Genomic DNA, 23,185 nt, shown 5'->3' with positions numbered 1-23,185 from the left:
TCACGACGGTTTCAGCGCACTGGAACCGGGGTGCGGAAGGAGGAGCGGGCCGGGGCAGATCACGCGGAACAGGTCGGCGGCGCGCGGGGTGCCGATGGCCACGCCGAAGACACGGAACCCCAGCAGGTGGGTCCGACAACTCACCACTGACCGCCCGCAGCCGCTCGGCCGTGTCCTGCGCGCCTTGTGGGTCTTATGCGCCCATCTTCGACTCCCCTGCCTTCGCCCGAGCAAGATAATTTGGGGACCGGGGACCGGGGACCGCGAACACTGCTGCTCGTGCTTGATCGATGAACCCCCTTCGATGAGCCGGTCGAGGCTCTTCCGCCGACAGAATCCGGCACATCCGCGGGAACGTTTGCCGCGGAGGCCTCCTCTGGTGGGTATCGATTCCCGACACAGGAGGCCTCATGCCCGACCGCACGGCACAGCGAGCCGCCGCAGTGCTCGCCTCGGTGCTCACCGTGGACGCGTTGTTCCACCTCTACTGGGCGACCGGCTCCACCTGGCCCGCCGACGACCAGGAGAGTCTGTCGTACGCGGTCCTGGGCAGCGAGGCGCCGTTCACCCCGCCGGTCGTCCTGCCGCTCGCCGCGCTCCTCTTGACGGCCGCGGGCCTCGTCGTCGCCCAGTCCCGGCGCCCGCACCGCCTGCTCCGGCTGGTAACAGTCGCCGTGGCGGGCGGGCTGTGCCTGCGCACGCTGGCTGGCATCTACTGGCTCTTCGCGCAGGACACCGGGTCCGTCTTCTACTGGCTCAACCTCGGTCTCTACACCCCGCTCTGCGCGCTGCTGTGCGGTGCCGCGCTCCGGGTCGCCCGTCGCGAGGCACCGGCCCTCCGGCGGGGCGCCGCCCTGCCGGAGAACACCATGCGTGAGGAAGACGCCGTACGTGTCCGATGAGGAAACGGCGCGCCGGGTACGGGCGGCGCAGCGCGGCGACACGCTGGCCATGGCCGAGCTGCTGGACCAACTCGCCCCTTACGTAGGTCGCATCTGCGGGCCCATCGCTCTGGACCAAGGGCCGGACGCCGCGCAGGAGGCCCTCGTGGCGGTGTTCCGTTCGCTGCGTTCCCTCAAGGAACCGGCGGCTCTGTACGGCTGGGTCCGTGCCATCGCGGTGCGCGAAGCCGTCCGGCTCGCCCGGCGCTCCGCCCGTGCGGTGCCCGCCGACCTGAGCACCCTGCCCTCACGGGGTGACCCCCAACTCGCCGCCGACATCAGTGACGTACTGGAGCGGCTGTCCCCGGAGCACCGGGCGGTACTCGTCCTGCGTGACGTGGAGGGCCTGGACGAGCGGACCGCGGCCGAACTGCTCGACATCCGCGTCGGCACCGTCAAGTCCCGGCTGCACCGAGCACGCGACACCTTCCGGAAGGCGTGGACCTCATGAACGGACATGACACGACCAGCGGATGGCCCACCGCGGACCTGGACCCGGTGCGGCGACTGCACGTGCTCGCCGCCGCGATCCCCGGCGCCCATGTCACCAAGGGATACGTGGCGGCTCCGTGCGATGACGTAAGGGCCCTGCTGGTCGATCTGGAGGGCGCCTTCGGGCAGATCGTGCCCGACATGCGCGGTCTCAGGGTCGTACGGAGGGACGGCGCGAGGGTGGAGGCGCTGGCTCGCAGCAAGTACGGGATGCGGGCCCGGCTGCGCGGGGAACAGCGGCCCGGCTGGTGCTGGCTGCAGAGCCGGTTCCTGCTGCTCGGCGTCGCCGCGGCCCCGGACGGCGAAGGCACTCGGGTGGCGTTCACCGGCGGGGTACGGGTGCCGGGGCGTGCCGCGCTGGTGCCGCTCGGCGTACGACGGGAGGGGGAGCGGAGCCTGCGGCGGCTGAAAGAGCTGCTGTGAACGGGGCGGCGACGGGTGGGGCGCAGGCACATGGGCACACAGGCCCGATCTCCACGGAGTAGTGCTCAATGGCGGGCGAAGTAGAAAGATGGTGGCACGTGTCGACGGGAGGAGACGGCGTGGCATCGGACGACAAGGACGGGGAGGGCTTGCTGGACGGGTTGTCGGTGGACGAGGCCCGGCCGGAGCGCCCGGTGCTGCGCGACGGGCAGGGAGGGCCGCTGCGGACCTGGCAGGAGAACTATCCCTACACGGAGAAGCTCAGGCGGAAGGCCTACGAGCGGCAGAAGCGGATCCTGCAGATCGAGCTCCTGAAGCTGCAGAGGTCGGTGCGCGAGGATGGCCGGCGCATCGTGATCGTGTGCGAGGGACGCGATGCCGCGGGCAAGGGCGGCACGATCAAACGCTTCACCGAGCGCCTCAACCCCCGAGGGGCCCGCATCGTGGCCCTCGACAAGCCCACGGAAAGGGAAGCGGGCCAGTGGTACTTCCAGCGCTATGTCGCACAACTGCCTGCCGCGGGGGAGATCGTCTTCTTCGACCGCTCCTGGTACAACCGGGCCGGCGTCGAGCCCGTCATGGGCTTCTGCACCCCACGACAGTACGAGGACTTCCTCCGGCAGGCCCCGCTGTTCGAGAAGATGATCACCGATGACGGCATGATCCTCGTCAAGTTCTGGTTCTCCGTCTCCCGCGCGGAACAGCGCACACGCTTCGCGATCCGCCAGGTCGATCCCGTACGCCAGTGGAAGCTCTCGCCCACGGACCTGGCCTCGCTCGATCTGTGGGACGCCTACACCCACGCCAAGGTGGAGATGTTCCGTGCCACGGACACCGTCCACGCGCCCTGGTCGGTGATCAAGTTCAACGACAAGCGCCGCGGGCGGCTCGAGGCCATCCGGCATCTGCTGCTGCGCGTCGACTACGCGGCGATGGACAAAGACGCGGTGGGAGAGGCGGACCCGCTCATCATCGGCCCGGCCGACACGCTCCTCGAAGCGGACGAGGATCCGACGGACCTGTCACCCAGCAGACTCGCCGGGAACGATCGAGGACCCGGTCAGCATCCGTGAAGGCAGTTATGGAAGGCAGTGACGGGGTTCGGCGCGGACACCTCGCCGAACCTCATCACGTACCGCGGCGACGAGAAGTGGACCGTCAGCGCTCCGCGAGTGCCCCGAGCAACTTGGCTGCGGGCTTCGGGTGGACGAGCCAGCTCAGGTGGCTCGACTCGAGGGTCCCGACGTCGAAGGGGTTGTCGGGCGTGAGCGCGTCGGCCTCGCGGATCATGCGGTCCTGCACGGCGGGCGGCACGCTGGTGTCGTCGGCCAGGCGCACATAGGTCCTGGGAATGCGACCCCACGTCGACGCCTGGGCCCGGTCGGCCGACGTGCCGACATCGAGGTTCTCATCGGGCTGGAAGGTGTTCAGGAACGTACGGAACTCGTCATCGGTGAGGTCGGCGGAGAGGGCTTGCTTCATCGCGGCGAGCGTCTCGGGTGCGGCGGTCCGGAAGTTGACCCGGAGCAGACCGAGCTCGGCCGGGTTCCCGACCAGTGCGGCGGCGAAGGCACCCGCGTCGACGTCTGCCATCTCCGGCTCGGCGTAGTAGTCGCCCACGTCCAGGTCGACGGGACACCAGGCGGAGACGTAGACGATCCGGTCGATCAGGTCGGGCCGGGCGTTTCCGACCGCCGTGATCGTGGCGCCGCCCCTGCTGTGTCCGACGAGGATGACCGGCCCGTTCTGCTTCGCCCGCTCCAGGACCTCGACCACGTGGGCCGCGTTGTCGGCAAGGGTGACCCCCTTGATGCCGCCCGGCTCGGCGGCGAGCGCGTCGAGATCCTGAGGCGCCTGGTAGGCCGCGGCGAAGGTCGCCCCGAACCCGTGCCCCGGAAGGTCGAGCGCAACCGAACGGTGTCCGAGCAGGGCGAGCTCGGCCTGCAGCGGCGCGAACGAGAACGAGTTCGCGAAGGCGCCATGGACGAATACGAATGTCGGCTGATTTGGCATGCCCGTAGCCTCCAATGGAACGATCTTCGGGACAAGTGAAAATCGGATACTCGCGTGCCAAGGGCCGTCAACGTGCCGCCCACGGCCTGCCCTTGGCTCTCAGGCGTTCGCGTACGTCACGGACGAGATGAGGCGGATGGCTGCGCCGACCCGCGCGCGGGCGTCGGCGTGCTTAGCATGGCGCCATGACCGTAGACGTCATGACCGTAGACCTGTTCGCGGGCATTCCCGTCCGCGACTACACCGTGGCGGTGGCCTGGTACGAGCGACTGCTCGGCTCGCCGCCGACCTTCCTGCCCAACGACACCGAGGCGGTGTGGGAGCTCGCCGAGCACCGGTACGTGTTCATCGAGGTGCGGCCCGAGCACGCCGGGCACGCCCTGCACACCGTCTTCGTCGAGGACTTCGATGCCCGCATCTCCCGGATCGCCGAGCGGGGCCTGAAACCGGACGTGCGCGAGACCTACGCCAACGGCGTCCGCAAGGCCACCTTCCGTGACCCGGACGGCAACGAGATCGGACTCGGCGGCGGCCCGGCGGACTGACCGCGTGAACGGCGTCAGGTCTTCGGACCCGCCGCCGCCGAGCGACCGGACGGCATCGGCGAGACCGAGCGCCTCCAGTGCGCGCGGCGCGTTCGGCCACAGGGAAATACCGACGCCGATCTCGGTGAACTCCGGGGTGCGCTCGAGGACTTCGACGCGCCCGGCCCCGCCGCTGTAGGGCGATGGCCGCCGCGCCGTTCGCGCGGCACGCGGCGGAATGAACCGAGCGTGTGGTCAGCCGATGGGCCGGGGGAGAGGTACCACCTCGTAGGCGAGGCGGATCGTGTTGCCGGTGGTGGGGTCGCCCAGCTCCACGCGCCAGCCGTCGGCGAACTGGTCCACGCCGTCGGCCATGGGGATGGTGCCCGAGATCAGGACGGTGCCCGGTGTCAGGCCGCCGCGTTCGCGCAGTACGTCCGTCCAGTAGCCGGGGGTGAGGAGTTCGCCGAGCGTGCCGTCCTGGATCCGGGTCTCCCTGCCGTCGTCGTAGGTGACCCAGGCGCGCAGGGTCAGTTCGTCGATGCGCGCCTCGACGTCGGTCAGGAGCCAGGCCTGGCGGGCCAGGACGTCGGGGGCCGCGTTCTTGCTCCAGGCCACGCCGTGGACCTCGAGGTCGCGGTCGGTGTGGTCGCAGGCGGCGGTAAGCAGCAGCTCGCCGTCGTCCGCGACGACCAGGGCCCATTCCGCCTCGCCCGATGTACGGGCGTGCGGGGCGGCGACCCGGTCGGTCTGCTGGGCCAGGTAGGGGGAGACGGGGTAGAGCGCCGGGGTCACCGACGGCGCGGGCACCCCGAGCAGGGCGAGCTCGGCGACGTGCGCGGCGACGTCCGCCTGCTGACGCCCCGCGTATCCGGCGTTGAGCAACTGCACGACGTCTACATCACGGGTGGAGCCGTCGGGGAGTTCGAAGGTCAGCACGGTCATGGGCACTCCAAAGGGGGCGGGTTTCGACACGGTTAACTTCCGGCGCGGGGGTTGCGCATACGACCTGTATACAAGAAGTATGCCGGAAGGTCGATGTCCAGGTCGATGTCCCCTCGACGCAAGGATCGGGAAGCATGCAGCACACCCCTCAGGGCCCGCCGGCGGTTTCGCCGGGCCGCTCCGGCATCCGCCGGGCCTTCTTCGCCAGCCTCACAGGGACCGCTCTGGAGTGGTACGACTTCGCGGTCTACTCCGCCGCCGCGGCACTCGTCTTCGGCGATCTCTTCTTCCCCTCGGAGGATCCCCTCACCGGCACCCTCCTGGCGTTCTCCACCTATGCCGTCGGCTACGTCTCACGCCCGCTGGGCGGCTTCGTCTTCGGCCGGCTCGGCGACGTGATCGGCCGCAAGAAAGTCCTCATCGCCACCCTCGTCCTCATCGGTGTGGCCACGTTCCTCATCGGGGTCCTGCCCACATACGGCACCGCGGGCGTCGCCGCGCCCATCGCCCTGGTCCTCCTCCGGTTCGCGCAGGGCGTCGGCGTCGGCGGCGAATGGGGCGGCGCGGTCCTGCTGTCCAGCGAGTTCGGCGACCCGCGCCGCCGCGGCTTCTACGCCTCCGCCGCGCAGATCGGACCGCCCGCGGGCAACCTCCTGGCCAACGGCGTCCTCGCGGCTCTGGGCGTGCTCCTGACCGAGGAGCAGTTCCTGTCCTGGGGCTGGCGCGTGGCTTTCCTGCTCTCCGGCGTCCTGGTCGCCTTCGGCCTGTGGATCAGGGCGAAGCTGGAGGAGACCCCGGTCTTCAAGGCCATGGAGGCCGAGGAATCCCGGCCCGAGGCGCCGATCCGCGAGGTCTTCACCACCCAGCCCCGCGCCCTGTGCGCCGCGATCCTCAGCCGGGTCGCCCCCGACGTCCTGTACGCCATGTTCACCGTGTTCGTCCTCACCTACGCCACCGACGAACTGGGCATGAGCCGCGGCTCCGCCCTGACGGCCGTCCTGCTCGGCTCCTCCCTGCAGATCTTCCTCATCCCCCTGGCCGGCGCCTTGTCCGACCGGGTCAACCGGCGCCTCCTGTACGGCTGTTCGGCCCTCGCCGCGGGGGCGTGGCCGTTCGTGTTCTTCCTCGTGGTCGACGGCGACAGCTGGGTCCTGCTCGTGTGCGGCGTCGTGGTGGCCCTGGCCATCCACTCCTTCATGTACGGTCCGCAAGCGGCTTTCGTCGCCGAGCAGTTCTCACCCCGCCTGCGCTACACCGGCTCGTCGCTCGCCTACACCCTCGCGGGCCTCATCGGCGGAGCGATCGCCCCGCTGCTCTTCACCGCCCTGCTCAGCTCCTACGACAGCTGGGTCCCGCTGGCGCTCTACCTCGCCGCGGCGGCGGCCGTGACCCTCATCGGGCTCTGCCTGGGCCGGGATTCCTCGCATGCCGAGAAGGAGGACGAACTGCTCGCCGGTACGGTGCCGGAGACCGCGCCCGTCACCCGTGTCCCGTGACCACTGCCCCCATCCACACCCTGCCGACGACGAAAGGCGGACCACCGTGCGTATCGCACTGAGCCAGCTCACCACCGGACCCGAGCCCGGCAAGAACCTCGCCCTCATCGAGGAATGGACCGCGCGTGCGGCCGACGCGGGCGCGGACATCGCCGTGTTCCCCGAAGCGTCGATGGCCTGCTTCGGCACGCCTCTGGCGCCGCTCGCCGAACCCCTGGACGGCCCCTGGGCCACCGCAATCCGCGCCATCGCCGATGCGGCGGGCATCACCGTCGTGGCGGGCATGTTCACGCCTGCTCCCGGCGGCCGGGTGGCCAACACGCTGCTGGCCACGGGACGCGGCGTCGAAGCGTCGTACGACAAGATCCATCTCTACGACGCGTTCGGCTACGCCGAGTCGGACAGCGTCGCCGCCGGATCGCGGGTCGTCACCATCGACGTGGACGGCGTACGACTCGGCCTGGCCACCTGCTACGACGTGCGCTTCCCGGAGCTGTTCCGGGCGCATGCCGACGCCGGGGCCACCGCGACCCTCCTCGCGGCCTCCTGGGGCGCGGGACCCGGCAAGGTCGATCAGTGGGAGCTGCTCGTGCGCGCCCGCGCCCTGGACGCCACGCTGTGGGTCGCGGCCGTCGGCCAGGCCGACCCGGCCACCGGGGGAGTCGAGGCCCGGGGCACGGCGCCCACCGGAGTGGGGCACAGCATGCTCGTCGGCCCCGACGGGACCGTACGCCACCGTCTGGAGGCCGGTCCTGAGCTGAGGGTGACGGAGGTGGACACCGACGAGGTCGCGACGGTCCGCGAGAAGATCCCGGTCCTTGCCAATCGTCGCCTGGGCGAGGCGCGCTGAGCCGACCGGAGTCGCAACTCCCTCTCCCTGTCGGGCCGCGCGCCGTCTATCCGGCCAGCAGAACCTTGAGCGTCGACTCCAGATGGCTGTCGATCGCGGCGCACGCGGCCTGCGCGTCACCGGCCGCGAGGGCCTCCACGATCGCCCGGTGCTCGTCGAGCACCGCGTCCTGACGGCCCTGCTGGTTGTAGAGGGCCACGACACCGGCCCGCACCTGACGGCTGCGCAGCCCCTCGTAATGCCGGTCGAGGAGTGCGTTGCCCACGGCCGCCACGAGCGACGAGTGGAAGAGGTGGTCCACGTCGATGAATTCCTTGGCCTGGTCGGGGCCGCTCAGCGTGCGCTGCCGCTCGAGGAACTCGCCCAACTCCCGCACCGGCGCCTGGCCTATGCCGATGACGTGCTGCGCCGCGTACCGCTCGACGATCCCGCGCAGCTGCATCAGCTCGGTGATCTCACGCCCCGACAACGGCGCCACGCGCGCGCCGCGCTTGGGCACCAACTCGACCAGATCCTCGGCGGCCAGCAGAAGCAGCGCCTCGCGGATCGGGGTGCGCGAGACACCGATCCGATCGGCGATCTCCTGCTCCGAGAGGAACTCTCCCTGCATCGCCGGGTCCGTCAGCACCGTGTCCTTGAGGTATGCGTACGCCTTCTCCCGACCCGACGCCACCACTACCCCCAGAGATCGCATACACCTTGTATACGGAAGTTACCACGTGGTTCCGGGTCGCGGCCTTGTCCGGACATGAAGTGCGCAACGCGGCGGGTGTCCGGTGCTCTCGCAGTCAGCTCTCCGAGCAGTCAGCCCTCCGCGCGGTCAGCCCTCCGTGTACTCGGCGTCGGCCTCGCCGCCCAGGACGTACAGCTCGGGCGTCCCGCTCGAGTCGTCCAGGAAGACGAACTCCGGGTGCCCCTTGATGACGTCGATGGCCGTTCGCCCGGCTCGCCGATACCGTCGAGAACTCGTCGACCGCACCGGCGCAGGGCTGAACACCTGTCTGTGCGAGCCCCATTGCATTGCACTGTTGCGGCGGGCTTGGGCCAGAGGTGAGAATGCCTGAAGGTGCCGGGTGGTCATCCCGGCGAAGTGTTGGAGGCGTTGCTCGTGCACGCCGCATGTCTGCGGTGCGCCTTGCTCTGCGCGCCAGACGCTGACCACTTCGCTTCGCCCACCGGCTGACTTACTTCGTTCGTGGTGGGCGCTTCCCCTCATGGGAGACCGCCGCAGTGTCCGAAGACGCCTCTATCAACCATGCCTGCGCTCATTCCGGTGCGAGTGACTCCGGAACTCATCGCGCCACAGCACCAGCCGACCTCTTCCAAGGTCAGCGCCTGCACCGCCCCGGTGTCGCGGGGCCGCCATCCCGCGGACGGCTCACGCTGGTGCTGTCCGCGCACCATCTGCTTGTCTCGTTGGGCCTGTACACGGCGATGCCAGTGCTGGTGCTGGTGCTCAGTCGGCAGGCGACCGGCATGGCCGGCTCAGGATTGTTCTGCTACACGGCCTCGGCTGGATCAGGGGCGCTACTCGTCAGCCGCTGGCTGTCGCGGCGGCGGTATCGGCCGACGATGATCGCAGGCACCGCTCTGACCGCGACGGGGTTCGGTCTCCTGCCCTACATGCACGGCGCGGTAGCCACACTGGCGCTGCTGTCGGCGGCCGGGCTGGGGATGAGTGTGCACTCGCTGTTGTCCCGCGTCCTGGTCGCTGAGATCGTCTCCGGCGACGTCGGCAGGCAGCGTGTCTACTCCACCCTGATGATCGCGATCAACATCGCTGCCTCGATCGGGCCGTTCCTGGCCATGGCCGCCTACCGTGACGGCGACGCGCGGCTGCTGTTCGCTGTCGTCGCAGGCTGCTACCTGCTGGCCGGCGCCTCGCTGCTCTGCGGGGCAAGTCCTGTCCTTCGTACGCCGGTCAGCGCGACCCGATGGCCGGTCAGCAGGACGACGCTGCACAAGAGCCTGCGGGAGACCACTGCGAGAGCAACCGTGGTCGCAACGTTTGTCGGCACCTTCTTGTATGCCCAGCTCTCGTCCGCGCTGGTGCTTCTGCTTGCCGACGAAATAGCCTCCGCGTCGATGCGTGCGGCGCTGTTCGCCGCTCCCGCGGTCGGCATTGTGGTGCTGCAGGCCCCCGCCACCGCGGTGATGGCTCGGCTGATGGGCCGCGGTGTGCCCTCGTTCGTCTTCGTAGGCGCGGCGTCCCTGGGCTTCGGCGGCGCGATGCTGGTGCTCGGTTCCGGTCTGCCGTCCGCACCCGCCATCATCATCGCCATCGCTCTGTTCACTCTCGCCGAACCGTTCTTCCACTCCACGGTCAGTACAGCCTTCGCCGGGCTCTCGATCGGATCCCGCCTGGAGGTGTTCAACCTTCGCCAAGTCTGCTGGAGCGTCGGCGAAGCACTGGGCGCGCTGTGCGGCGGTGCCCTGTTCTTGCGGCTGCACCGCAACGGCCACGGACACCTCTACTGGCTTGCCCTCGGCATCAGCGCGATGGTCACTATCACGTTGCTCATCACTGAGGTCACGAGGCGGGGGCGCCGGTGTAGGTGGTGACCTGTGATGCCGAGGTGAGCGTCTCCTTCAGGCGGGAGCGCAGGCCGGGGATGGTCTTCGGGCCCGGCTGCTTCGCCCACTGCTCCATGGCGGAGTGGAACGCGGCGACGAGGAGGTCCTGTGCCAGGCGCGGGCGTAGGTCTTCCGGATCGGTCAGATTGAGCCTGGCGCAGAGCGTCCGCCAGGTTTCGTTGCTGATGCGGTCGCAGCAGCTCGTTCCGCCCAGCGTGGCTCTGTCATCTTCTCCAGCGCTGTGAGCAGCGCCTCCTGAAGTGTCACGAACACGGTGCTGCGGCCAGGCGTGAGGGATTCGACTTCGCTCAGGAACGTCAGCCACAGCTCGTGGCCGGGGGCCAGGGCGACGTCCTCCTTGCTGTCGAAGTAGCGGAAGAACGTCCGTTTGGAGACCTCGACCTTGGCGCAGACCTCTTCCAGCGTCGTCTCGGCGAAGCCGTTCTCCTGGAAGAGCTGCAGGGCTGCGTCGATGAGAGCGTCCTGAGTGCGCTGCTTCTTGTGCTCCCGGAGCGAGTTGGGGCGCGGGGATGCCGACTTCGAGGGGGCGGTGGACCCGCGAGCGCCCATGTCTCTGCCGCCCCGTGCTCAGTCGGCATTACGTCCCAACTCCTGCGCACAGCACGCGACATGCTGGCCCTCTACGACCAGGTCTGGCACCTGGCAGGATCGCCTCCCATGAGTTCCGACCGGTGGAGCACCCACACGATCGAGATGGGTCCCGACAGCGTGACCAAGCGCTTCCGCGACGAGGATCGAGAGCGCTGCGAGCGCGAGTGGCGTGCCCTGCGACTGCTCGACACATACGTTCCCGGGCTCGCACCACGGCCCGAGTCCGCCGATCCCGCAGCCACAACGCCCACCGTGGTGATGTCCCGGCTGAGCGGCACACCTCTGCGCGGGCGCCCCATCGACGAGCGGCAGATCAAGGCTCTGGCGGAAGCCGTCACCGCGCTGCACAGTGCCGTGCCGCCGTCAGCACTTGACGAAATCCCCCTCAGACCTGGACGTCAAGGCGAACTCATCGCCCACATCGACGCCTGGGCCGCGCACATCCACGCTCGCCCCCACGCTCGCCCCGGCAGCCCTGTGACCCGGGCCATGGCCGCCGGTCTGGCGTGGCTGGCCGGGTCGGGCCTCGGCTCTTTGGGCGAGCCATCGGTGCCCCGGGTCTTCGGCCCCGGCGACGGAAATCTCGCCAACTACCTCTGGGACGGCTCGAAAGTCCGGGTCGTCGACTTCGAGGACTCCGGCCGCAGCGATCGCGCCTTCGAGCTGGCGGAGATCACTGAACATGTGTCGAGCTGGGTGGACCACTCTCTTGATGTCCCGGCGTTCCTGGGGCACTTCGACCTGACCCCCGCGGAAGCTGCCCGGCTCCGGGAGTGCCGAAGGCTCCTCGCCCTGGTCTGGCTGTTCCTGCTCTCATTCGACGATCCGGACCATCCAAGGAACCCACCCGGCACCGCGGAACGGCAAGCCGACCGCCTGCTGGAATTGCTGTAAGTGCTGGACTGAACGGACACTCCTGCCACCAACCCGACCGTTCGTTTCAGTGTGAGTCTCCGTAGCGGGCGGCAAGCGCGGCGGCGCGGTCGCGCAGGGAGGTGCGCAACGACTGCGGGGCCAGGGCTTCCGCGTCCGTGCTGAGCTGCCACAGCGCCCATTCGGCGTGCCGGAAATCTTGGAAGGTCACCCCCAGCCGCAGCCAGCCGTCGGTGTCGGGTTCTTCCGCACGGACGGCCAGCGCGGTGTCCAGCAGGTCCTCCCGCCGCGCCGGGTTTACCCGTACCAGCACGGTGATGTGGTCGCCGCCGGAGAGGAACTGCGCCGAGCGTTCCCGCCAGATCCGGTCCAGATCAACCCGGTTGGGACGCTGTGCCGTTTCGGGGAGTTCCTCGGCGGCCAGCACCCGCGACAGCCGGTAGGTGCGGTCCGCGCCCGACCTCGTGGCCAGCAAGTAGCCGCGGTCGCGTACGGTGACCAGGCCGATCGGGTCCACCGTGCGCCACTGAGCCGCCTGGTCCGTGGCCGCGTAGTGGATGCGCAGCTTGTGTCCGGCGAGCACCGCGCGCCTGACCTCGATCATTGCGGTGCCGCGTACCTCCTCGGTGACCAGGCGGCGTGAGAGCAGGTCGGTCTCCGGGTCGACGAGAAAACGCTGGGTCGCGTCGCTCGCGGTGGCCCGGTGGTTTTCGGGCAGCGCGTCGACCACCTTCCGCATGGCCGAAGCGAGCGCCGAGCCGAGGCCGAACACCTGCTCGCCGCGCCCCGATCCGGCGGTCAGCAAGGCGAGGGCCTCGTCGTGGTTCAGTCCGGTGAGCTCGGTCTGGAAACCGGGAAGAAGGGCGAAACCGCCGTGCCTGCCGCGTTCGGCGTAGACCGGGACGCCCGCCGTGGACAGCGCCTCGATGTCGCGCAGCACGGTGCGGGTGGACACCTCAAGCTCGCGGGCCAGCGCGTCCGCTGTCAGTCGGCCGTGCCGGCGCAGCAGTAGCACCAGGGAGACCAGCCGGTCGGCACGCATCCGAGAACGTTAGCGGAATACATGACGGAGGGTGTCGTGATTTGTTGGCAGGCTCGTTGACGCGACGTCAGAGCTGGCGGCTACCGAGCCGATGGACGTGCGTACTCGCGATGGACCGAATGGAGCTGAAGTGGCAGTGGAACGAACTGCGGTCAACCCGGTGACGTGGTCGGCGGAGATGGGCTTCAACCAGGGCGAGGTCGTCTCCGGGCACACCCGGACCCTGTACATCTCCGGGCAGACCGCGATGGACGGCGACGGCAAGCCCCAGCATGACGGTGACATGGCGGCGCAGTTGACGCTGAGCGTCGACAACTTGCAGGCCGTGCTCGGTGAGGCCGGCATGTCTCTCGCGAACCTCGTCCGGCTCAACGTCTACACGACCGACGTCGATCAGCTCTTCCCGCACTACGGCGTCCTTGCGGCGCGGTTGGGCGCGGCCGGGGTCGCGCCGACCACCACGATGCTCGGGGTGACGCGACTGGCCGTCCCCGGCCAGCTGGTCGAGCTCGAGGGCACCGCCGTCGCGTGACGCGACGGCGGTGCCCCTTCCGCTGAGCAGGGCACTCAGGACTCCAGCGAATACGGACGTGTCGTCGTGCCCGGGGGCGAGACCGTGACTGTTACGACCGTGCCTGCTCGGACAGGGTGAGGATTTCGGCTCCGTCGTCGGTGATGGCGATGGTGTGCTCGCTGTGTGCGGTCCGGCAGCCTGTCGCACTGCGCAGCGTCCAGCCGTCGGCATCGGTGACGAGCGTGGCGGTGTCGGCCATGACCCAGGGCTCCAGGGCCAGAAGGAGTCCAGGGCGCAGTTTGTATCCACGTCCGGGCCGTCCGGTGTTCGCGACGTGCGGGTCCTGGTGCATGGTCGAGCCGATGCCGTGACCGCCGAACTCGGTGTTGATCGGGTAGCCCGCTTCGCCGAGGACCGTGCCGATCGCGTGGGAGAGATCGCCGATGCGCGCCCCCGGCTTGGCAGCGGCGATCCCCGCGGCGAGCGCGCGTTCGGTTGTCTCGATCATCGCGACGCTCTCCGCGGGCCTGGCCTTCCCCACCAGGAAGCTGATGGCGGCGTCCGCGGCCACTCCGCCCTTGGAGATGGCCAGGTCGAGTGTGAGCAGATCGCCGTCGGCCAGCGTGTAGTTGTGGGGTCGTCCGTGGAGCACGGCGTCGTTGACGGCTGTGCAGATGTAATGACCGAAGGGGCCACGCCCGAAGGAGGGGGCGTAGTCGACGTAGCAGGACTGCGCCTCCGCCTCTGTGATCATTTCCTTGGCCCACTGGTCGATGTCCAGGAGGTTCACGCCGACCGTGCTGCGGCGCTTCAGTGTCTGCAGGATGTCGCCGACCAGCGCACCGGTAACTTTCGCCCGGTCGAGCAGGGGGCGGCTCAGGATCTCAATCATGCGGGGGCCTCTCGGGTGCTTCCAATAACTATACCGGTCTAACTGTACCGGTATTAGAATGGGCTCATGGTCGGCCCTGGTGTCGTCGGGACAGGGTCAGCCTGCGTCGCGCCCGGTCGATTTCGGTGACGGCGACGGAGATCTCGTCACCGACCTCGACGACCTCCGCGGGGTTTTCCACGGGCGTCCATGCGAGTTCTCGAAGGTGGACAAGGCCGTTGACCCCGTCGGCGACCCGCACGAGGGCGCCGAACGGGAGCAGTGTCGTGACCCGCCCGTCCAGGCGCCGGCCCACCGGTGTGCGGTCGGCGAATTCCTCGAACGGGTCCGGCCGCATCGCCCGCAACGACAGCCGGGCCTCCAGATTCCAGGCGTCGGACCCGAGGAACGCGCAGGAGACGCGCTGCCCGACCGCGACGACGTCCGACACCGCTTCGATCCGGTGCCAGGACAGTTCGGGGATCGTGATGAACCCGACCCCGGGAAAGACGGGGTGGACGGGCCCGTCGTCCAGAGCGACGAACACCCCGAACGGTTCCGTCGCCGTGACCGTCCCGGTAAGGGTCTCGCCGCGGTGCAACGATGCGAGGAACGCCCAGAGTTCTGGGTTTTCGGACGGGCCCATGCTGTTCAGCTTGTCACGGGGGCGAGATCGCGTCGGAAGGAGAGTCAGGACCAGTCAGCCGGACTGGCTCAGCTGGACACGGGGACGGCTTGCGGGTCGACCTCGCAGTGATCGACCGAGTCGACCAGGCCCTCGCCGCCGATGTTCACCCGTGCGGTCGCTTTGCCCTTCCCGGACACCTTGACCTTCTCGCTCTCCTCGATGACGGTGACGCCGTCTGCGTCCACGAAAGTGACCGACACCCAGAAGCGGCCTGTCTTCTTGTTGTCGTTCGTCACCCTGACCGTCGCGTACGGCGCCTTCTTGGTCGCGCAGCTCACCAACTTGGCCTTCGCGTAATCCAATTGCTCGCCGCCGGGGGAGCTGGAGGAGGTGGAGTGGTGGGTCGGCCGCCGGTTGTAGGTGCCACCGCCGGTGCTGCTTCCGTCGCCGCCGCTGCCGTACGAGTCGTCATCGTCGTCGTAGCTCGAACCGGATGTCGTCGATCCAGTCGATCCAGTCGATCCAGATGATCCGGAGCTGCTCGATGACGAACTGTCGTGATCCTGCTTCGAACTGCTGCAACCGCCTCCGCCGCCGCTACCGCTGCTGTGGCGACTGCCACCGCCGTGACCCCGCCCCGTCGTGAAGCCGGTCAGCGCGAGTGCCGAAAGCACCAGCGCCGCTGTGATCTTGAGTGTGCGCCCCCGAGTTGTCATCCGATCACCCTACCCACGGCCACCGACAGAAATTGATCACTCCCAGGCTTCCGTTCGACAAACTGCAGCGCCTGCCGGGCCGACGCGGGTCCCTCTGCTGGAGATCCCCGAACTCCCGGCGAGCGCAACGTACTTCCGAACCTTCTGGCAGCCCGATTCCCGCGTGGCCGCCTCCGTCATCGAGCGGCGTAGAGCGCCCCTCAGCCGTCGGAGCCGTTCACCGCGTTGAGCCACGTACCGATGGTCGGCAGAGCGTCCGGCCCGCTGTCACGCTCCACCGTGCCGACCAGATCGGCGATGGAGACGGCCTGCAACGACGCCCGCCAAGCGGCATCGGCCGCGCTCATCGCGCGGGCGATGGGGCACGGCTCGGTGCAGTCCTCGGGGGGTGTCCCGAAGGGGCCCCGCTGGCGGATCTCCGTGCACACGAACGCCGGGCTCGCACCGTCGACGGCATGCACCACGTCCAGGACCGCGATGTCGGCGGGCTCCCTGGTCAGTACGTATCCGCCCGTCTTGCCCTGGACGGACTTCACCAGGTCGGCCCGGGACAGAGCCTGCATCTGCTTGGCCAGGTAACTGGGCGAGACGTCGTGCAGCTGCGCAAGGCGGGCAGCCGGGACCGGCTCGGTCGCGGCGGTCAGCACCACACAGCAGTGCAGTGCCCACTCCACGCCGCCGGATATTTTCATGCGTCCTCCCAGTTGACTCGGACACAGGCTATCCGAGTATTGTCTCGGACAACAGATATCCGAGTTTGCGACGAGAGTGGCACTCGGTTCACAGAAGGGCACGATCATGAACATCACGGTCATCGGCGGTACGGGATTGATCGGTTCCCAACTCGTCTCACGGCTTCGCGAGGCAGGCCACGAGGTGGTCGCCTCATCCCTGTCGACCGGAGTCGACCTGCTCACCGGCGCGGGCCTCGACCAGGCGCTCAAGGGCGCTGACACGGTCGTCAACGTGTCGAACTCGCCCACGTTCGACGAAGCATCGCTGGACTTCTTCCGCACCACCACGGGGAATCTGCTCGCCGCGGGGGAGCGCGCGGGCGTCCGCCATCAGGTCATCCTCTCCATCGTCGGAGTCGACCAGGTGCCGCAGCTCGACTACTACCGCGCGAAGACCCTCCAGGAGGACCTGCTGCGGCAGGGGCCCACCCCGTACTCGATCGTGCGCGCCACGCAGTTCTTCGAGTTCATGGACGCGGTCATGTCCTGGGAGGCCGACGAGCGGACCGTCCGTCTTCCCGCCACGCGCATCCAGCCCATCTCGACGGCCGAGGTGGTCAAAGCCCTCGCCGACGTCGCCACCGCCGCGCCGCTGGGCGGCACGCTCGATGTCGCCGGGCCCGACGTCTTCCGGCTCGACGAGCTCGGCACCCTCACGCTGACGGTCCGTAAGGACCCCCGCACCCTCGTCACCGACGAGAAGGCGGGCATGTTCGGCGCCGTCGAAGGCGATGTTCTTGTCGCGGGACCTGACGCGCGCGTGGCCTCCACCCGCTATGAGGACTGGCTCGGTACCGCTCGCTAGATGAGGTGCTCTGCCACAGACGAGGTGCCCTGTCGCGCTCCGGCCTCGGCCGAACCCGTGAAGCGACCCGTCAGGCCACGAGCAGCATCGCGACCGTCACCATGCCGAGCAGCCCGACGTAGGCCCAGGCGTGGGCGCGGTCGGGGATTCGCGGCGGGCGGCGCCGCAGCACGGCGATGACCGGCAGAGCCCCGATGAGCAGCGCCGACGCGGCGCGCAGGTCGATCAGGCCCACCAGATGCACCTGCGCGTCCGTGGCGGCTGGCACCGCTGCCGCCCCCAGGGACACCGCGGTGGCGGGGAGCGCGATCGCGAGGGTGAGCGGGTTGGCCAGCGCGGTCGCCACCCGCATCGTGTGCCCGGCCCGCCGCATCGCGGGAACGGTCATGACGCTGCCGCCCACGCCGAGGAAGGCGGCCACCGCCCCGATCGGTACGCCGAGGAAGGACGGCAGCGGACGCGGAGCCACGGACTCCGTCTCTACCCGGGTGTGCGGGCGCAGGAAACCGGGGCGCAGGAGCAAGTCGGCGATGGTGAGCGCGACGTACGCGATGAAGGCCCAGTGGGCGAGAGAGTCCGAGGCCAGGCGCGCGGCGAGCGCACCGGCCGACGCGCCGACCGCGAGGAGGAGCAGCAGCCTGCCGCTGCCGCGCAGCGCGAAAAGCACCCGCCGCGGTGTGACGACCGTCGCGAACCCCGCGTTCACCACCATCACCAGGGCCGAGGTGGCCGTCGCCACCCGCATCGCGTCCGCGCCGAGTGCGGCGTCCGCCCAGACCACGACCGGTACCGCGACGAACCCTCCACCGAAGCCGAACAACACGGTCGTCACCCCGGTGAGGAGCCCGACCCCGACCAACGTCACGAAGTCCATGGGTTCCATCCCACCAACCGCGACGATCTACTCGCATGCGATGGTCGGCACAGTTCTTTTGCGTGTCAGCCAGTAGGGGTGCATAGGGTGGGCGGGTGAAGAACGTCCCGCTGGCCGATGTCGACCACGTCGACCGGGCCGTCCTGCCGATCGGCACCGACTACCCGCCCGGACACGTACTCGACTGGCACGAACACCGGCGCGCGCAGTTCCTCCACGGCGCCACCGGCGTCATGGTCGTCGACACCGCCGAGGGGACCTGGACGGTTCCGCCGGAGCGGGCCGTGCTGATCCCGCCCGCCACACGGCACCGGGTCCGCATGCTGGAGGTCAGCACCCGCAGCCTGTACATCGAGCCGCACGCCGTCCCCTGGTGGCCCGCCACCTGCACGGTCGTGGACGTACCGCCGCTGCTGCGCGAGCTGCTCCTGGCCGCTGCCGAGTTCGAGGCCGAATACAGCCTCTCCGGGCGCGAGGGAAGCATCGCCACCCTCCTTCTGTACGAGATCGCCGAGCGCGCCCCGCTCCCTTTCCACGTCGGGATGCCCGCCTCCGCCGACCTCGCGCGCCTCTGCCGCCAATATCTGGCCGCACCGGACGCCGACGTCACCAACGCCGTATGGGCCGCAAGGACGGCCATGAGCGAACGGGCCTTCACGCGGCGCTTCCGCTCCGAGACCGGTGAGAGCCCGGCCGTCTGGCGGGGTCGCGCCCGCCTGCTCGCGGCCGTACCGCTGCTGCGCACCGCGTCGGTCAGCGAAGTCGGTACCCGCATCGGCTACGCCTCTCCCGCGGCGTTCACCGCCGCCTTCACCCGCGCCTTCGGCATGCCACCGTCCCGCTTCACCGCGAGCCGTCGAGGCGGCAGCCAGCTCTGACGTTGTACGCGGGCGGCACTGTAAGGACGCGGGCGGCACTGTGAGGGCGCGGACGGCGCCCTGACCTGCATCTTCGCGGAGAATCCCCCGGGCGCCACCTGTGCGGCGGCGTCGAGCCGGGATGACTACCCCCCGGACCCCGTTTTCAATCTCCGAGGACACGCCAAACACCGCCGAGGCTGTGAGCCCACCCATAGGAGCCACGTCACATGCTAACGACGGTAGTAGACACCTCAAGGCCCCTGCGGACGGCCGTGAGTCTCCTGTGAGGCCGCTGGCCAGGGCGTCCTGCGTACCGGGGTAGTACGTCACATCGTTGCGTCCCGCTCCGGCCACCGCTAACCCTTGCTGAAGTCCGGCGGGGAATCGGGATCGAACCGAGCGAATCAGCTCGATTCGACCGAGCCCCCCACACGCACTTCGCATTGGAGAGTTCCCCCGCATGGCCACGACCCAGACGCAGACCAGCACCGGCCGCACCACCCGCACCGCCCGACTGCGCAAGATCTCCGTCGCGGGCATCGCCACCGCCGGTGCCGCGGCCGCAGCCCTCACGCTGGTCCCCTCGCCCGCCCAGGCCGCCGAGCCGACCGCGGCGAGCACGAAGGCCACCCAGGCTGCCGCGGCCAAGAAGCCCCACGCCGACAACCTCGACGGCTGGATCAAGGAGTCCCTGGACATCATGAAGTCCAAGGGCATCCCCGGCTCCTACGAGGGGCTGCACCGCAACATCATGCGCGAGTCCGCCGGCGACCCGAACGCCCAGAACGGCTGGGACGTCAACGCACAGGCCGGCACCCCTTCCAAGGGACTGCTCCAGGTCATCCAGCCCACCTTCGACGCGTACCACGTCTCGGGCACCCCCCATAACCTGACCGACCCGGTCGCCAACATCACCGCGGCCGCGAACTACGCCGCCGACAAGTACGGCTCGATCGACAACGTCGACTCCGCCTACTGAGCCACCGGCCGACGCACCAACTGAGCCACCGGTCAACGAAAAGGGGCAGCGCATGCCGCACGAGAGCGACAACGAGCAGCAGGCGCACATGGCCGCAGGATCCGCAGGATCCGCAGGACCCGCAGTGCCCGACTACGGGCCCGCGCGAGTACGAGGGTCCCGGCGCAAGCCGCGGAAGAAGACCCTGCGCTACGTCGCATGGGGCGCCCTGGGAGCAGTCCTGATCGGCGGAGGAGGCGCCGCCTACGTCTGGCAGCACCTCAACGGCAACATCCATGGCACCGACATGAACGCCGCCCTCGGGCACGACCGGCCCAGTCAGCAGAAGGACGGCTCGATGAACATCCTCCTGCTCGGGTCCGACTCCCGGGCGGGAACCCACGGCCAGTACGGCAGTGGCGTCAGCGGAGCCCGCGCCGACACGGCGATGGTCCTGCACGTCGACAAGACCCACAAGAAGGCCTCGGTCGTCAGCATTCCGCGCGACACGATGGTCGAGCGGCCCCAGTGCGCGAAGCCGCAGGGCGGCAAGGCGGCCGGCGCGCAGCAGGCCATGTTCAACTCGTCCTACCAAGTGGGCGGTCCGGCGTGCACCGTGAAGACGGTCGAGAAGATGTCGAACCTCCGCATGGACCACTACCTCGAAGTCGACTTCAAGGGATTCCAGAAGCTCATCGACGAGCTCGGCGGCGTCGACATCACCACGCACAAGGCAATCAAGGACCCCAACAGCGGCCTCGCCCTGAACGCGGGCAAGCACACGCTCAAGGGCAAGCAGGCGCTGGAGCTCGTCCGCACCCGGCACGGCGTGGGTGACGGCAGCGACCTGGGCCGCATCCAGCTCCAGCAGGCGTTCATCAAGGCGCTGATCCACCGCGCCGACACCGTCGACCCGCTGGGCAGCCCCGCCAAGTCCTACGACCTGGCGGACACCGCGACCAAGACCATCAGCGCGGACTCCGGCCTGGCCTCCGCGGACAAGCTCCTCGGTCTGGCCAAGGAGCTCAAGGGCATCAGCCCCGACCGCACCCACATGGTCACGATGCCGGTCACCTACGACTCCCAGGACTCGGGACGGGTCCTGCCGCTGGACAAGGCGTCGCAGCGGGTGTGGACCGCGCTGCGCCAGGACCAGCCCATACCGAAGTCCGCGACGCGGGACTCCGTGGGCGACAAGACCCGTTCGCCGGTCTCGGCGGGCGCCTGAACCCTAGGCGCGCCCCCTACGGCTGAGGGCTCCCGGCCACCACGCTTTCGGACCGATGTCGCGGACGAGAGCCGGTACCAGGAGCGACCGTACGACCAGGGTGTCCAGCAGGACTCCGAAGGCGACGATGAACGCGATCTGGACGAGGAAGGCCAGCGGGATGATGCCCAGCGCCGCGAAGGTCGCCGCGAGCACGACCCCGGCCGAGGTGATGACGCCACCCGTCGCGGTCAGGCCGCGCAGCACCCCCTCGCGCGTCCCGTGGCGCAGTGATTCCTCGCGGACCCGTGACATCAGGAAGATGTTGTAGTCCACGCCGAGGGCCACCAGGAAGACGAAGCCGTAGAGCGGTACGGAGGAGTCGGTCCCGCTGAATCCCAGTACGTGCTGGAAGACGAGAGCGGAGACTCCCAGAGTGGCCACGAAGTTGAGCGCGACCGTCGCGACGAGCAGGACCGGCATGAGCAGCGACCTGAGCAGCCCGATCAGGATGACGAGAATGATCGCGAGGACCACCGGAACGATGAGCTTGCGGTCGTGCTCGGCGGTCCGCTGCGTGTCGTACTGCTGCGCGGTGTAGCCGCCGACAAGGCCGTCGGCGCCGTTCACCGCGTGGACGGCGCCGCGCAGCCGGGCCACGGTGTCCTTCGCCGCGTCGCTGTCGGCGGCGTCCTCCAAAGTGGCGTCGATACGTACGCGGCCTTCGACGACCAGCGGCTCTTCCGCGCCCGGCTTTCCCGCGCCCGGTCGGCCGGAGGCGCTCACGGCCGAAGCCGATGACACTCCGTCGGTGCGTTCGACCGCCGCCGTGACCTGCTGGAGCCTGTCGGCATCCGCGACCACCACGGCCGGATTGCCCGATCCTCCGGGGAAGTGCTTGCCGAGCGTCTTCTGCGCGGCCACGGAGGGCGCGTCGTTGACGAAGATCTCGTTCAGGGGCACGCCCTTGGACTGGAGCGTCGGGGCGAAGGCGGTGCAGACGAGCAGGCCGATCAGGGTGCCGGCCCAGACCTTGCGCGGCGCCCGGTCGACGAGCGAGGCGATCCGCGTCCACACGCCCTGCCCCGCGGACTTCTCCGTCGCCGACCTGGGCTTGGCGGGCCAGTACGCCGCGCGCCCGAGGAGGATCAGGACCGGGGGCAGGAAGGTGAGCGTGCTCAGTACGGCGCAGGCGATGCCGATGGCCCCGACGGGCCCGAGCGCACGGTTGTTGGTGAGGTCGCTGAGCAGGAGTGCGAGCAGTCCAAGGGCGACCGTGGCGCCACTGGCGACGACGGGCCCGAGCGAACGGCGCAGTGCCGCCCGCATGGCGGCGACCCTGTCGCGGCTGACGGCCAGTTCCTCACGGAAGCGCGCGGTGAGCAGCAGTGCGTAGTCGGTCGCGGCGCCGATGACCAGGATGGAGAGGATGCCCTGGACCTGGCCGTCGACCCGGACGATGTCGTGGTCGGCGAGCACGTAGACGATTCCGCAGGCGAGCCCCAGGGCGAAGACGGCCCCGAGGATGATGACCAGCGGGAGCAGCACGCTGCGGTAGACGAGCAGCAGGATCACCAGGACGGTGATCAGGGCTACCCCGAGCAGGAGGCCGTCGATGCCCCCGAAGGCGTCGGACAGGTCGGCCTGACTGGCCGCGGGACCGGCCACCTGGGCGTCGGTTCCCGGCACCTTCGCCGCTGCCTGCCTGACCTGCTCCAGGGTTCCCTCCAGCTCGTCACCGAGGTCGGGCCGCAGTTGGACGACACCTTGCAGCGCTTGGCCGTCCTTCGACAGCACCGCGGGGGACGCCTGTCCCGTGACCCCCGGCACGTCGCTCAGGGAGGCCAGCGCCCGGGTGGCCGTGTCCTTCTGGGCCTGATCGATCGCTTGGGACCGTGTATCGCCGTCCGCGGTCCAGAGGACGATCGCGGGGAGGGTCTCCTCCTGACGGAACTTGCGCTGAGCGTCGATGACCTGCGTCGACTCGGCGTTCTGCGGCAGGAAGGCGGCCTGATCGTTCGTGGCGACCTCGCCGAGCTTTCCGGCGTACGGCCCGAGCGTTCCGCCGATGCCGAACCAGGCGACGAGCAGGACGACGGGGACCAGCCAGCGTGCCAGGCGCGTACCTCTGGACATGGAGCTCCTTGCGGGCTTAATACGTCAACGATTAAGAATCTCAATGATTGAATCATCTCGATCGCCACGGGTGCCCGGCGGGTACACCGCATAGCTG

27 protein-coding genes are annotated in these 23,185 nt (G+C 69.3%); 14 read left to right on the top strand and 13 right to left on the bottom strand.

Annotation, left to right across the window (positions count from 1 at the left end):
* Window positions 1-144, bottom strand: a complete 144-nt coding sequence (locus tag ACWFRJ_RS34390; protein ID WP_453539991.1) for a hypothetical protein — start codon at window positions 142-144, stop codon at window positions 1-3.
* A 266-nt stretch (window positions 145-410) separates the two neighbouring features.
* On the opposite strand from ACWFRJ_RS34390, the gene ACWFRJ_RS34385 reads away from it, so the two are divergent.
* The 4 genes from ACWFRJ_RS34385 to ppk2 all read left to right on the top strand — a co-directional run bounded on the left by ACWFRJ_RS34385 (window position 411) and on the right by ppk2 (window position 2,929).
* Entirely contained in the window at window positions 411-902 is a 492-nt protein-coding gene (locus tag ACWFRJ_RS34385; protein WP_453539988.1) for a DUF3995 domain-containing protein, read from the top strand.
* Window positions 903-951: 49 nt separating this feature from the next.
* Window positions 952-1,392, top strand: coding sequence for an RNA polymerase sigma factor (locus tag ACWFRJ_RS34380; RefSeq protein WP_453540259.1), 441 nt, complete (start codon window positions 952-954; stop codon window positions 1,390-1,392).
* On the top strand, window positions 1,389-1,856 hold the full coding sequence (locus tag ACWFRJ_RS34375; RefSeq protein WP_453539985.1) for a hypothetical protein: 468 nt from the start codon (window positions 1,389-1,391) through the stop codon (window positions 1,854-1,856). The genes ACWFRJ_RS34380 and ACWFRJ_RS34375 overlap by 4 nt, the downstream gene beginning before the upstream one ends.
* Window positions 1,857-1,975: 119 nt before the next feature.
* On the top strand, window positions 1,976-2,929 hold the full coding sequence (gene ppk2 / locus ACWFRJ_RS34370; protein WP_453539982.1) for a polyphosphate kinase 2: 954 nt from the start codon (window positions 1,976-1,978) through the stop codon (window positions 2,927-2,929).
* 85 nt (window positions 2,930-3,014) lie between these two features.
* Here ppk2 and ACWFRJ_RS34365 read toward each other — a convergent pair whose 3' ends face one another.
* Window positions 3,015-3,869: an alpha/beta fold hydrolase gene (locus ACWFRJ_RS34365; RefSeq protein ID WP_453539979.1), complete on the bottom strand. Its 855-nt coding sequence runs from the start codon at window positions 3,867-3,869 to the stop codon at window positions 3,015-3,017.
* 185 nt (window positions 3,870-4,054) lie between these two features.
* Between ACWFRJ_RS34365 and ACWFRJ_RS34360 the strand changes: the two genes are divergently transcribed.
* Window positions 4,055-4,414 (top strand): VOC family protein, encoded by a 360-nt coding sequence (locus tag ACWFRJ_RS34360; RefSeq protein WP_453539976.1) that lies wholly within the window; start codon window positions 4,055-4,057, stop codon window positions 4,412-4,414.
* Window positions 4,415-4,648: 234 nt separating this feature from the next.
* On the opposite strand, the gene ACWFRJ_RS34355 is transcribed toward ACWFRJ_RS34360, so the two are convergent.
* Window positions 4,649-5,338: a DUF2848 domain-containing protein gene (locus tag ACWFRJ_RS34355; RefSeq protein WP_453539973.1), complete on the bottom strand. Its 690-nt coding sequence runs from the start codon at window positions 5,336-5,338 to the stop codon at window positions 4,649-4,651.
* Between the two features lie 134 nt (window positions 5,339-5,472).
* Here ACWFRJ_RS34355 and ACWFRJ_RS34350 point away from each other — a divergent pair, with 134 nt between their 5' ends.
* Together ACWFRJ_RS34350 and ACWFRJ_RS34345 are read left to right on the top strand one after the other, a co-directional pair.
* Window positions 5,473-6,834: an MFS transporter gene (locus ACWFRJ_RS34350; protein ID WP_453539970.1), complete on the top strand. Its 1,362-nt coding sequence runs from the start codon at window positions 5,473-5,475 to the stop codon at window positions 6,832-6,834.
* 46 nt (window positions 6,835-6,880) lie between these two features.
* Window positions 6,881-7,684 carry a carbon-nitrogen hydrolase family protein gene (locus ACWFRJ_RS34345; RefSeq protein ID WP_453539967.1) on the top strand — a complete coding sequence of 268 codons (804 nt, stop codon included), beginning with the start codon at window positions 6,881-6,883 and terminating at the stop codon, window positions 7,682-7,684.
* 46 nt (window positions 7,685-7,730) lie between these two features.
* On the opposite strand, the gene ACWFRJ_RS34340 is transcribed toward ACWFRJ_RS34345, so the two are convergent.
* Complete coding sequence (locus ACWFRJ_RS34340) at window positions 7,731-8,378, bottom strand: GntR family transcriptional regulator (RefSeq protein ID WP_453539964.1); 648 nt, start codon at window positions 8,376-8,378, stop codon at window positions 7,731-7,733.
* 126 nt (window positions 8,379-8,504) lie between these two features.
* Complete coding sequence (locus ACWFRJ_RS34335) at window positions 8,505-8,663, bottom strand: hypothetical protein (protein WP_453539962.1); 159 nt, start codon at window positions 8,661-8,663, stop codon at window positions 8,505-8,507.
* Between the two features lie 251 nt (window positions 8,664-8,914).
* Here ACWFRJ_RS34335 and ACWFRJ_RS34330 point away from each other — a divergent pair, with 251 nt between their 5' ends.
* Entirely contained in the window at window positions 8,915-10,246 is a 1,332-nt protein-coding gene (locus tag ACWFRJ_RS34330) for an MFS transporter (protein WP_453539959.1), read from the top strand.
* A gap of 153 nt (window positions 10,247-10,399) precedes the next feature.
* On the opposite strand, the gene ACWFRJ_RS34325 is transcribed toward ACWFRJ_RS34330, so the two are convergent.
* The gene (locus ACWFRJ_RS34325; RefSeq protein ID WP_453539956.1) at window positions 10,400-10,828 is read right to left on the bottom strand and encodes a TetR/AcrR family transcriptional regulator; all 429 of its coding nucleotides are present in this window, start codon (window positions 10,826-10,828) and stop codon (window positions 10,400-10,402) included.
* Window positions 10,829-10,936: 108 nt separating this feature from the next.
* Between ACWFRJ_RS34325 and ACWFRJ_RS34320 the strand changes: the two genes are divergently transcribed.
* Window positions 10,937-11,764 carry a phosphotransferase family protein gene (locus ACWFRJ_RS34320; protein WP_453539953.1) on the top strand — a complete coding sequence of 276 codons (828 nt, stop codon included), beginning with the start codon at window positions 10,937-10,939 and terminating at the stop codon, window positions 11,762-11,764.
* Between the two features lie 46 nt (window positions 11,765-11,810).
* Here ACWFRJ_RS34320 and ACWFRJ_RS34315 read toward each other — a convergent pair whose 3' ends face one another.
* A complete protein-coding gene (locus ACWFRJ_RS34315; protein WP_453539950.1) occupies window positions 11,811-12,785 on the bottom strand; it encodes a helix-turn-helix transcriptional regulator in 975 nt (324 codons plus the stop codon).
* A gap of 136 nt (window positions 12,786-12,921) precedes the next feature.
* Here ACWFRJ_RS34315 and ACWFRJ_RS34310 point away from each other — a divergent pair, with 136 nt between their 5' ends.
* Window positions 12,922-13,317 (top strand): RidA family protein, encoded by a 396-nt coding sequence (locus tag ACWFRJ_RS34310; protein ID WP_453540257.1) that lies wholly within the window; start codon window positions 12,922-12,924, stop codon window positions 13,315-13,317.
* A gap of 91 nt (window positions 13,318-13,408) precedes the next feature.
* Here ACWFRJ_RS34310 and map read toward each other — a convergent pair whose 3' ends face one another.
* From map to ACWFRJ_RS34290, 4 genes are all read right to left on the bottom strand, one after another.
* Window positions 13,409-14,191 (bottom strand): type I methionyl aminopeptidase, encoded by a 783-nt coding sequence (gene map / locus ACWFRJ_RS34305; RefSeq protein WP_453539947.1) that lies wholly within the window; start codon window positions 14,189-14,191, stop codon window positions 13,409-13,411.
* 64 nt (window positions 14,192-14,255) lie between these two features.
* Complete coding sequence (locus ACWFRJ_RS34300; protein WP_453539944.1) at window positions 14,256-14,816, bottom strand: S1 RNA-binding domain-containing protein; 561 nt, start codon at window positions 14,814-14,816, stop codon at window positions 14,256-14,258.
* A 68-nt stretch (window positions 14,817-14,884) separates the two neighbouring features.
* Entirely contained in the window at window positions 14,885-15,514 is a 630-nt protein-coding gene (locus tag ACWFRJ_RS34295) for a hypothetical protein (RefSeq protein WP_453539941.1), read from the bottom strand.
* Window positions 15,515-15,714: 200 nt separating this feature from the next.
* The gene (locus tag ACWFRJ_RS34290) at window positions 15,715-16,206 is read right to left on the bottom strand and encodes an RrF2 family transcriptional regulator (RefSeq protein WP_453539938.1); all 492 of its coding nucleotides are present in this window, start codon (window positions 16,204-16,206) and stop codon (window positions 15,715-15,717) included.
* Between the two features lie 106 nt (window positions 16,207-16,312).
* On the opposite strand from ACWFRJ_RS34290, the gene ACWFRJ_RS34285 reads away from it, so the two are divergent.
* A complete protein-coding gene (locus ACWFRJ_RS34285; protein WP_453539935.1) occupies window positions 16,313-17,053 on the top strand; it encodes an SDR family oxidoreductase in 741 nt (246 codons plus the stop codon).
* A gap of 70 nt (window positions 17,054-17,123) precedes the next feature.
* Here the strand turns inward: ACWFRJ_RS34285 and ACWFRJ_RS34280 are convergent, their stop codons facing one another.
* Window positions 17,124-17,927: a sulfite exporter TauE/SafE family protein gene (locus ACWFRJ_RS34280; RefSeq protein WP_453539932.1), complete on the bottom strand. Its 804-nt coding sequence runs from the start codon at window positions 17,925-17,927 to the stop codon at window positions 17,124-17,126.
* 95 nt (window positions 17,928-18,022) lie between these two features.
* Here ACWFRJ_RS34280 and ACWFRJ_RS34275 point away from each other — a divergent pair, with 95 nt between their 5' ends.
* The 3 genes from ACWFRJ_RS34275 to ACWFRJ_RS34265 all read left to right on the top strand — a co-directional run bounded on the left by ACWFRJ_RS34275 (window position 18,023) and on the right by ACWFRJ_RS34265 (window position 20,973).
* Window positions 18,023-18,805: a helix-turn-helix domain-containing protein gene (locus ACWFRJ_RS34275; RefSeq protein WP_453539929.1), complete on the top strand. Its 783-nt coding sequence runs from the start codon at window positions 18,023-18,025 to the stop codon at window positions 18,803-18,805.
* Between the two features lie 442 nt (window positions 18,806-19,247).
* Window positions 19,248-19,766, top strand: a complete 519-nt coding sequence (locus ACWFRJ_RS34270) for a transglycosylase SLT domain-containing protein (RefSeq protein ID WP_453539926.1) — start codon at window positions 19,248-19,250, stop codon at window positions 19,764-19,766.
* Window positions 19,767-19,818: 52 nt separating this feature from the next.
* Window positions 19,819-20,973: an LCP family protein gene (locus ACWFRJ_RS34265; protein WP_453539923.1), complete on the top strand. Its 1,155-nt coding sequence runs from the start codon at window positions 19,819-19,821 to the stop codon at window positions 20,971-20,973.
* Window positions 20,974-20,976: 3 nt separating this feature from the next.
* On the opposite strand, the gene ACWFRJ_RS34260 is transcribed toward ACWFRJ_RS34265, so the two are convergent.
* Window positions 20,977-23,088 carry an MMPL family transporter gene (locus ACWFRJ_RS34260; RefSeq protein WP_453539920.1) on the bottom strand — a complete coding sequence of 704 codons (2,112 nt, stop codon included), beginning with the start codon at window positions 23,086-23,088 and terminating at the stop codon, window positions 20,977-20,979.
* Window positions 23,089-23,185 lie beyond the last annotated feature (97 nt).

The sequence above is a fragment of the Streptomyces sp. NPDC055239 genome (assembly GCF_053606205.1).
Note: the sequence above shows the minus strand (reverse complement) of the source record. Positions and strands in the feature narration are given on the sequence as shown.

Excerpts from the sequence above, each read along its gene's own strand:
- ACWFRJ_RS34385 (WP_453539988.1), top strand. The coding sequence starts at position 411 with ATGCCCGACCGCACGGCACAGCGAGCCGCCGCAGTGCTCGCCTCGGTG.
- ACWFRJ_RS34380 (WP_453540259.1), top strand. The coding sequence starts at position 952 with ATGGCCGAGCTGCTGGACCAACTCGCCCCTTACGTAGGTCGCATCTGC.
- ACWFRJ_RS34375 (WP_453539985.1), top strand. The coding sequence starts at position 1,389 with ATGAACGGACATGACACGACCAGCGGATGGCCCACCGCGGACCTGGAC.
- ACWFRJ_RS34365 (WP_453539979.1), bottom strand. The coding sequence starts at position 3,869 with ATGCCAAATCAGCCGACATTCGTATTCGTCCATGGCGCCTTCGCGAAC.
- ACWFRJ_RS34360 (WP_453539976.1), top strand. The coding sequence starts at position 4,055 with ATGACCGTAGACGTCATGACCGTAGACCTGTTCGCGGGCATTCCCGTC.
- ACWFRJ_RS34355 (WP_453539973.1), bottom strand. The coding sequence starts at position 5,338 with ATGACCGTGCTGACCTTCGAACTCCCCGACGGCTCCACCCGTGATGTA.
- ACWFRJ_RS34350 (WP_453539970.1), top strand. The coding sequence starts at position 5,473 with ATGCAGCACACCCCTCAGGGCCCGCCGGCGGTTTCGCCGGGCCGCTCC.
- ACWFRJ_RS34340 (WP_453539964.1), bottom strand. The coding sequence starts at position 8,378 with ATGCGATCTCTGGGGGTAGTGGTGGCGTCGGGTCGGGAGAAGGCGTAC.
- ACWFRJ_RS34325 (WP_453539956.1), bottom strand. The coding sequence starts at position 10,828 with ATGGGCGCTCGCGGGTCCACCGCCCCCTCGAAGTCGGCATCCCCGCGC.
- ACWFRJ_RS34320 (WP_453539953.1), top strand. The coding sequence starts at position 10,937 with ATGAGTTCCGACCGGTGGAGCACCCACACGATCGAGATGGGTCCCGAC.
- ACWFRJ_RS34315 (WP_453539950.1), bottom strand. The coding sequence starts at position 12,785 with ATGCGTGCCGACCGGCTGGTCTCCCTGGTGCTACTGCTGCGCCGGCAC.
- map (WP_453539947.1), bottom strand. The coding sequence starts at position 14,191 with ATGATTGAGATCCTGAGCCGCCCCCTGCTCGACCGGGCGAAAGTTACC.
- ACWFRJ_RS34300 (WP_453539944.1), bottom strand. The coding sequence starts at position 14,816 with ATGGGCCCGTCCGAAAACCCAGAACTCTGGGCGTTCCTCGCATCGTTG.
- ACWFRJ_RS34295 (WP_453539941.1), bottom strand. The coding sequence starts at position 15,514 with ATGACAACTCGGGGGCGCACACTCAAGATCACAGCGGCGCTGGTGCTT.
- ACWFRJ_RS34290 (WP_453539938.1), bottom strand. The coding sequence starts at position 16,206 with ATGAAAATATCCGGCGGCGTGGAGTGGGCACTGCACTGCTGTGTGGTG.
- ACWFRJ_RS34285 (WP_453539935.1), top strand. The coding sequence starts at position 16,313 with ATGAACATCACGGTCATCGGCGGTACGGGATTGATCGGTTCCCAACTC.
- ACWFRJ_RS34280 (WP_453539932.1), bottom strand. The coding sequence starts at position 17,927 with ATGGACTTCGTGACGTTGGTCGGGGTCGGGCTCCTCACCGGGGTGACG.
- ACWFRJ_RS34270 (WP_453539926.1), top strand. The coding sequence starts at position 19,248 with ATGGCCACGACCCAGACGCAGACCAGCACCGGCCGCACCACCCGCACC.
- ACWFRJ_RS34265 (WP_453539923.1), top strand. The coding sequence starts at position 19,819 with ATGCCGCACGAGAGCGACAACGAGCAGCAGGCGCACATGGCCGCAGGA.
- ACWFRJ_RS34260 (WP_453539920.1), bottom strand. The coding sequence starts at position 23,088 with ATGTCCAGAGGTACGCGCCTGGCACGCTGGCTGGTCCCCGTCGTCCTG.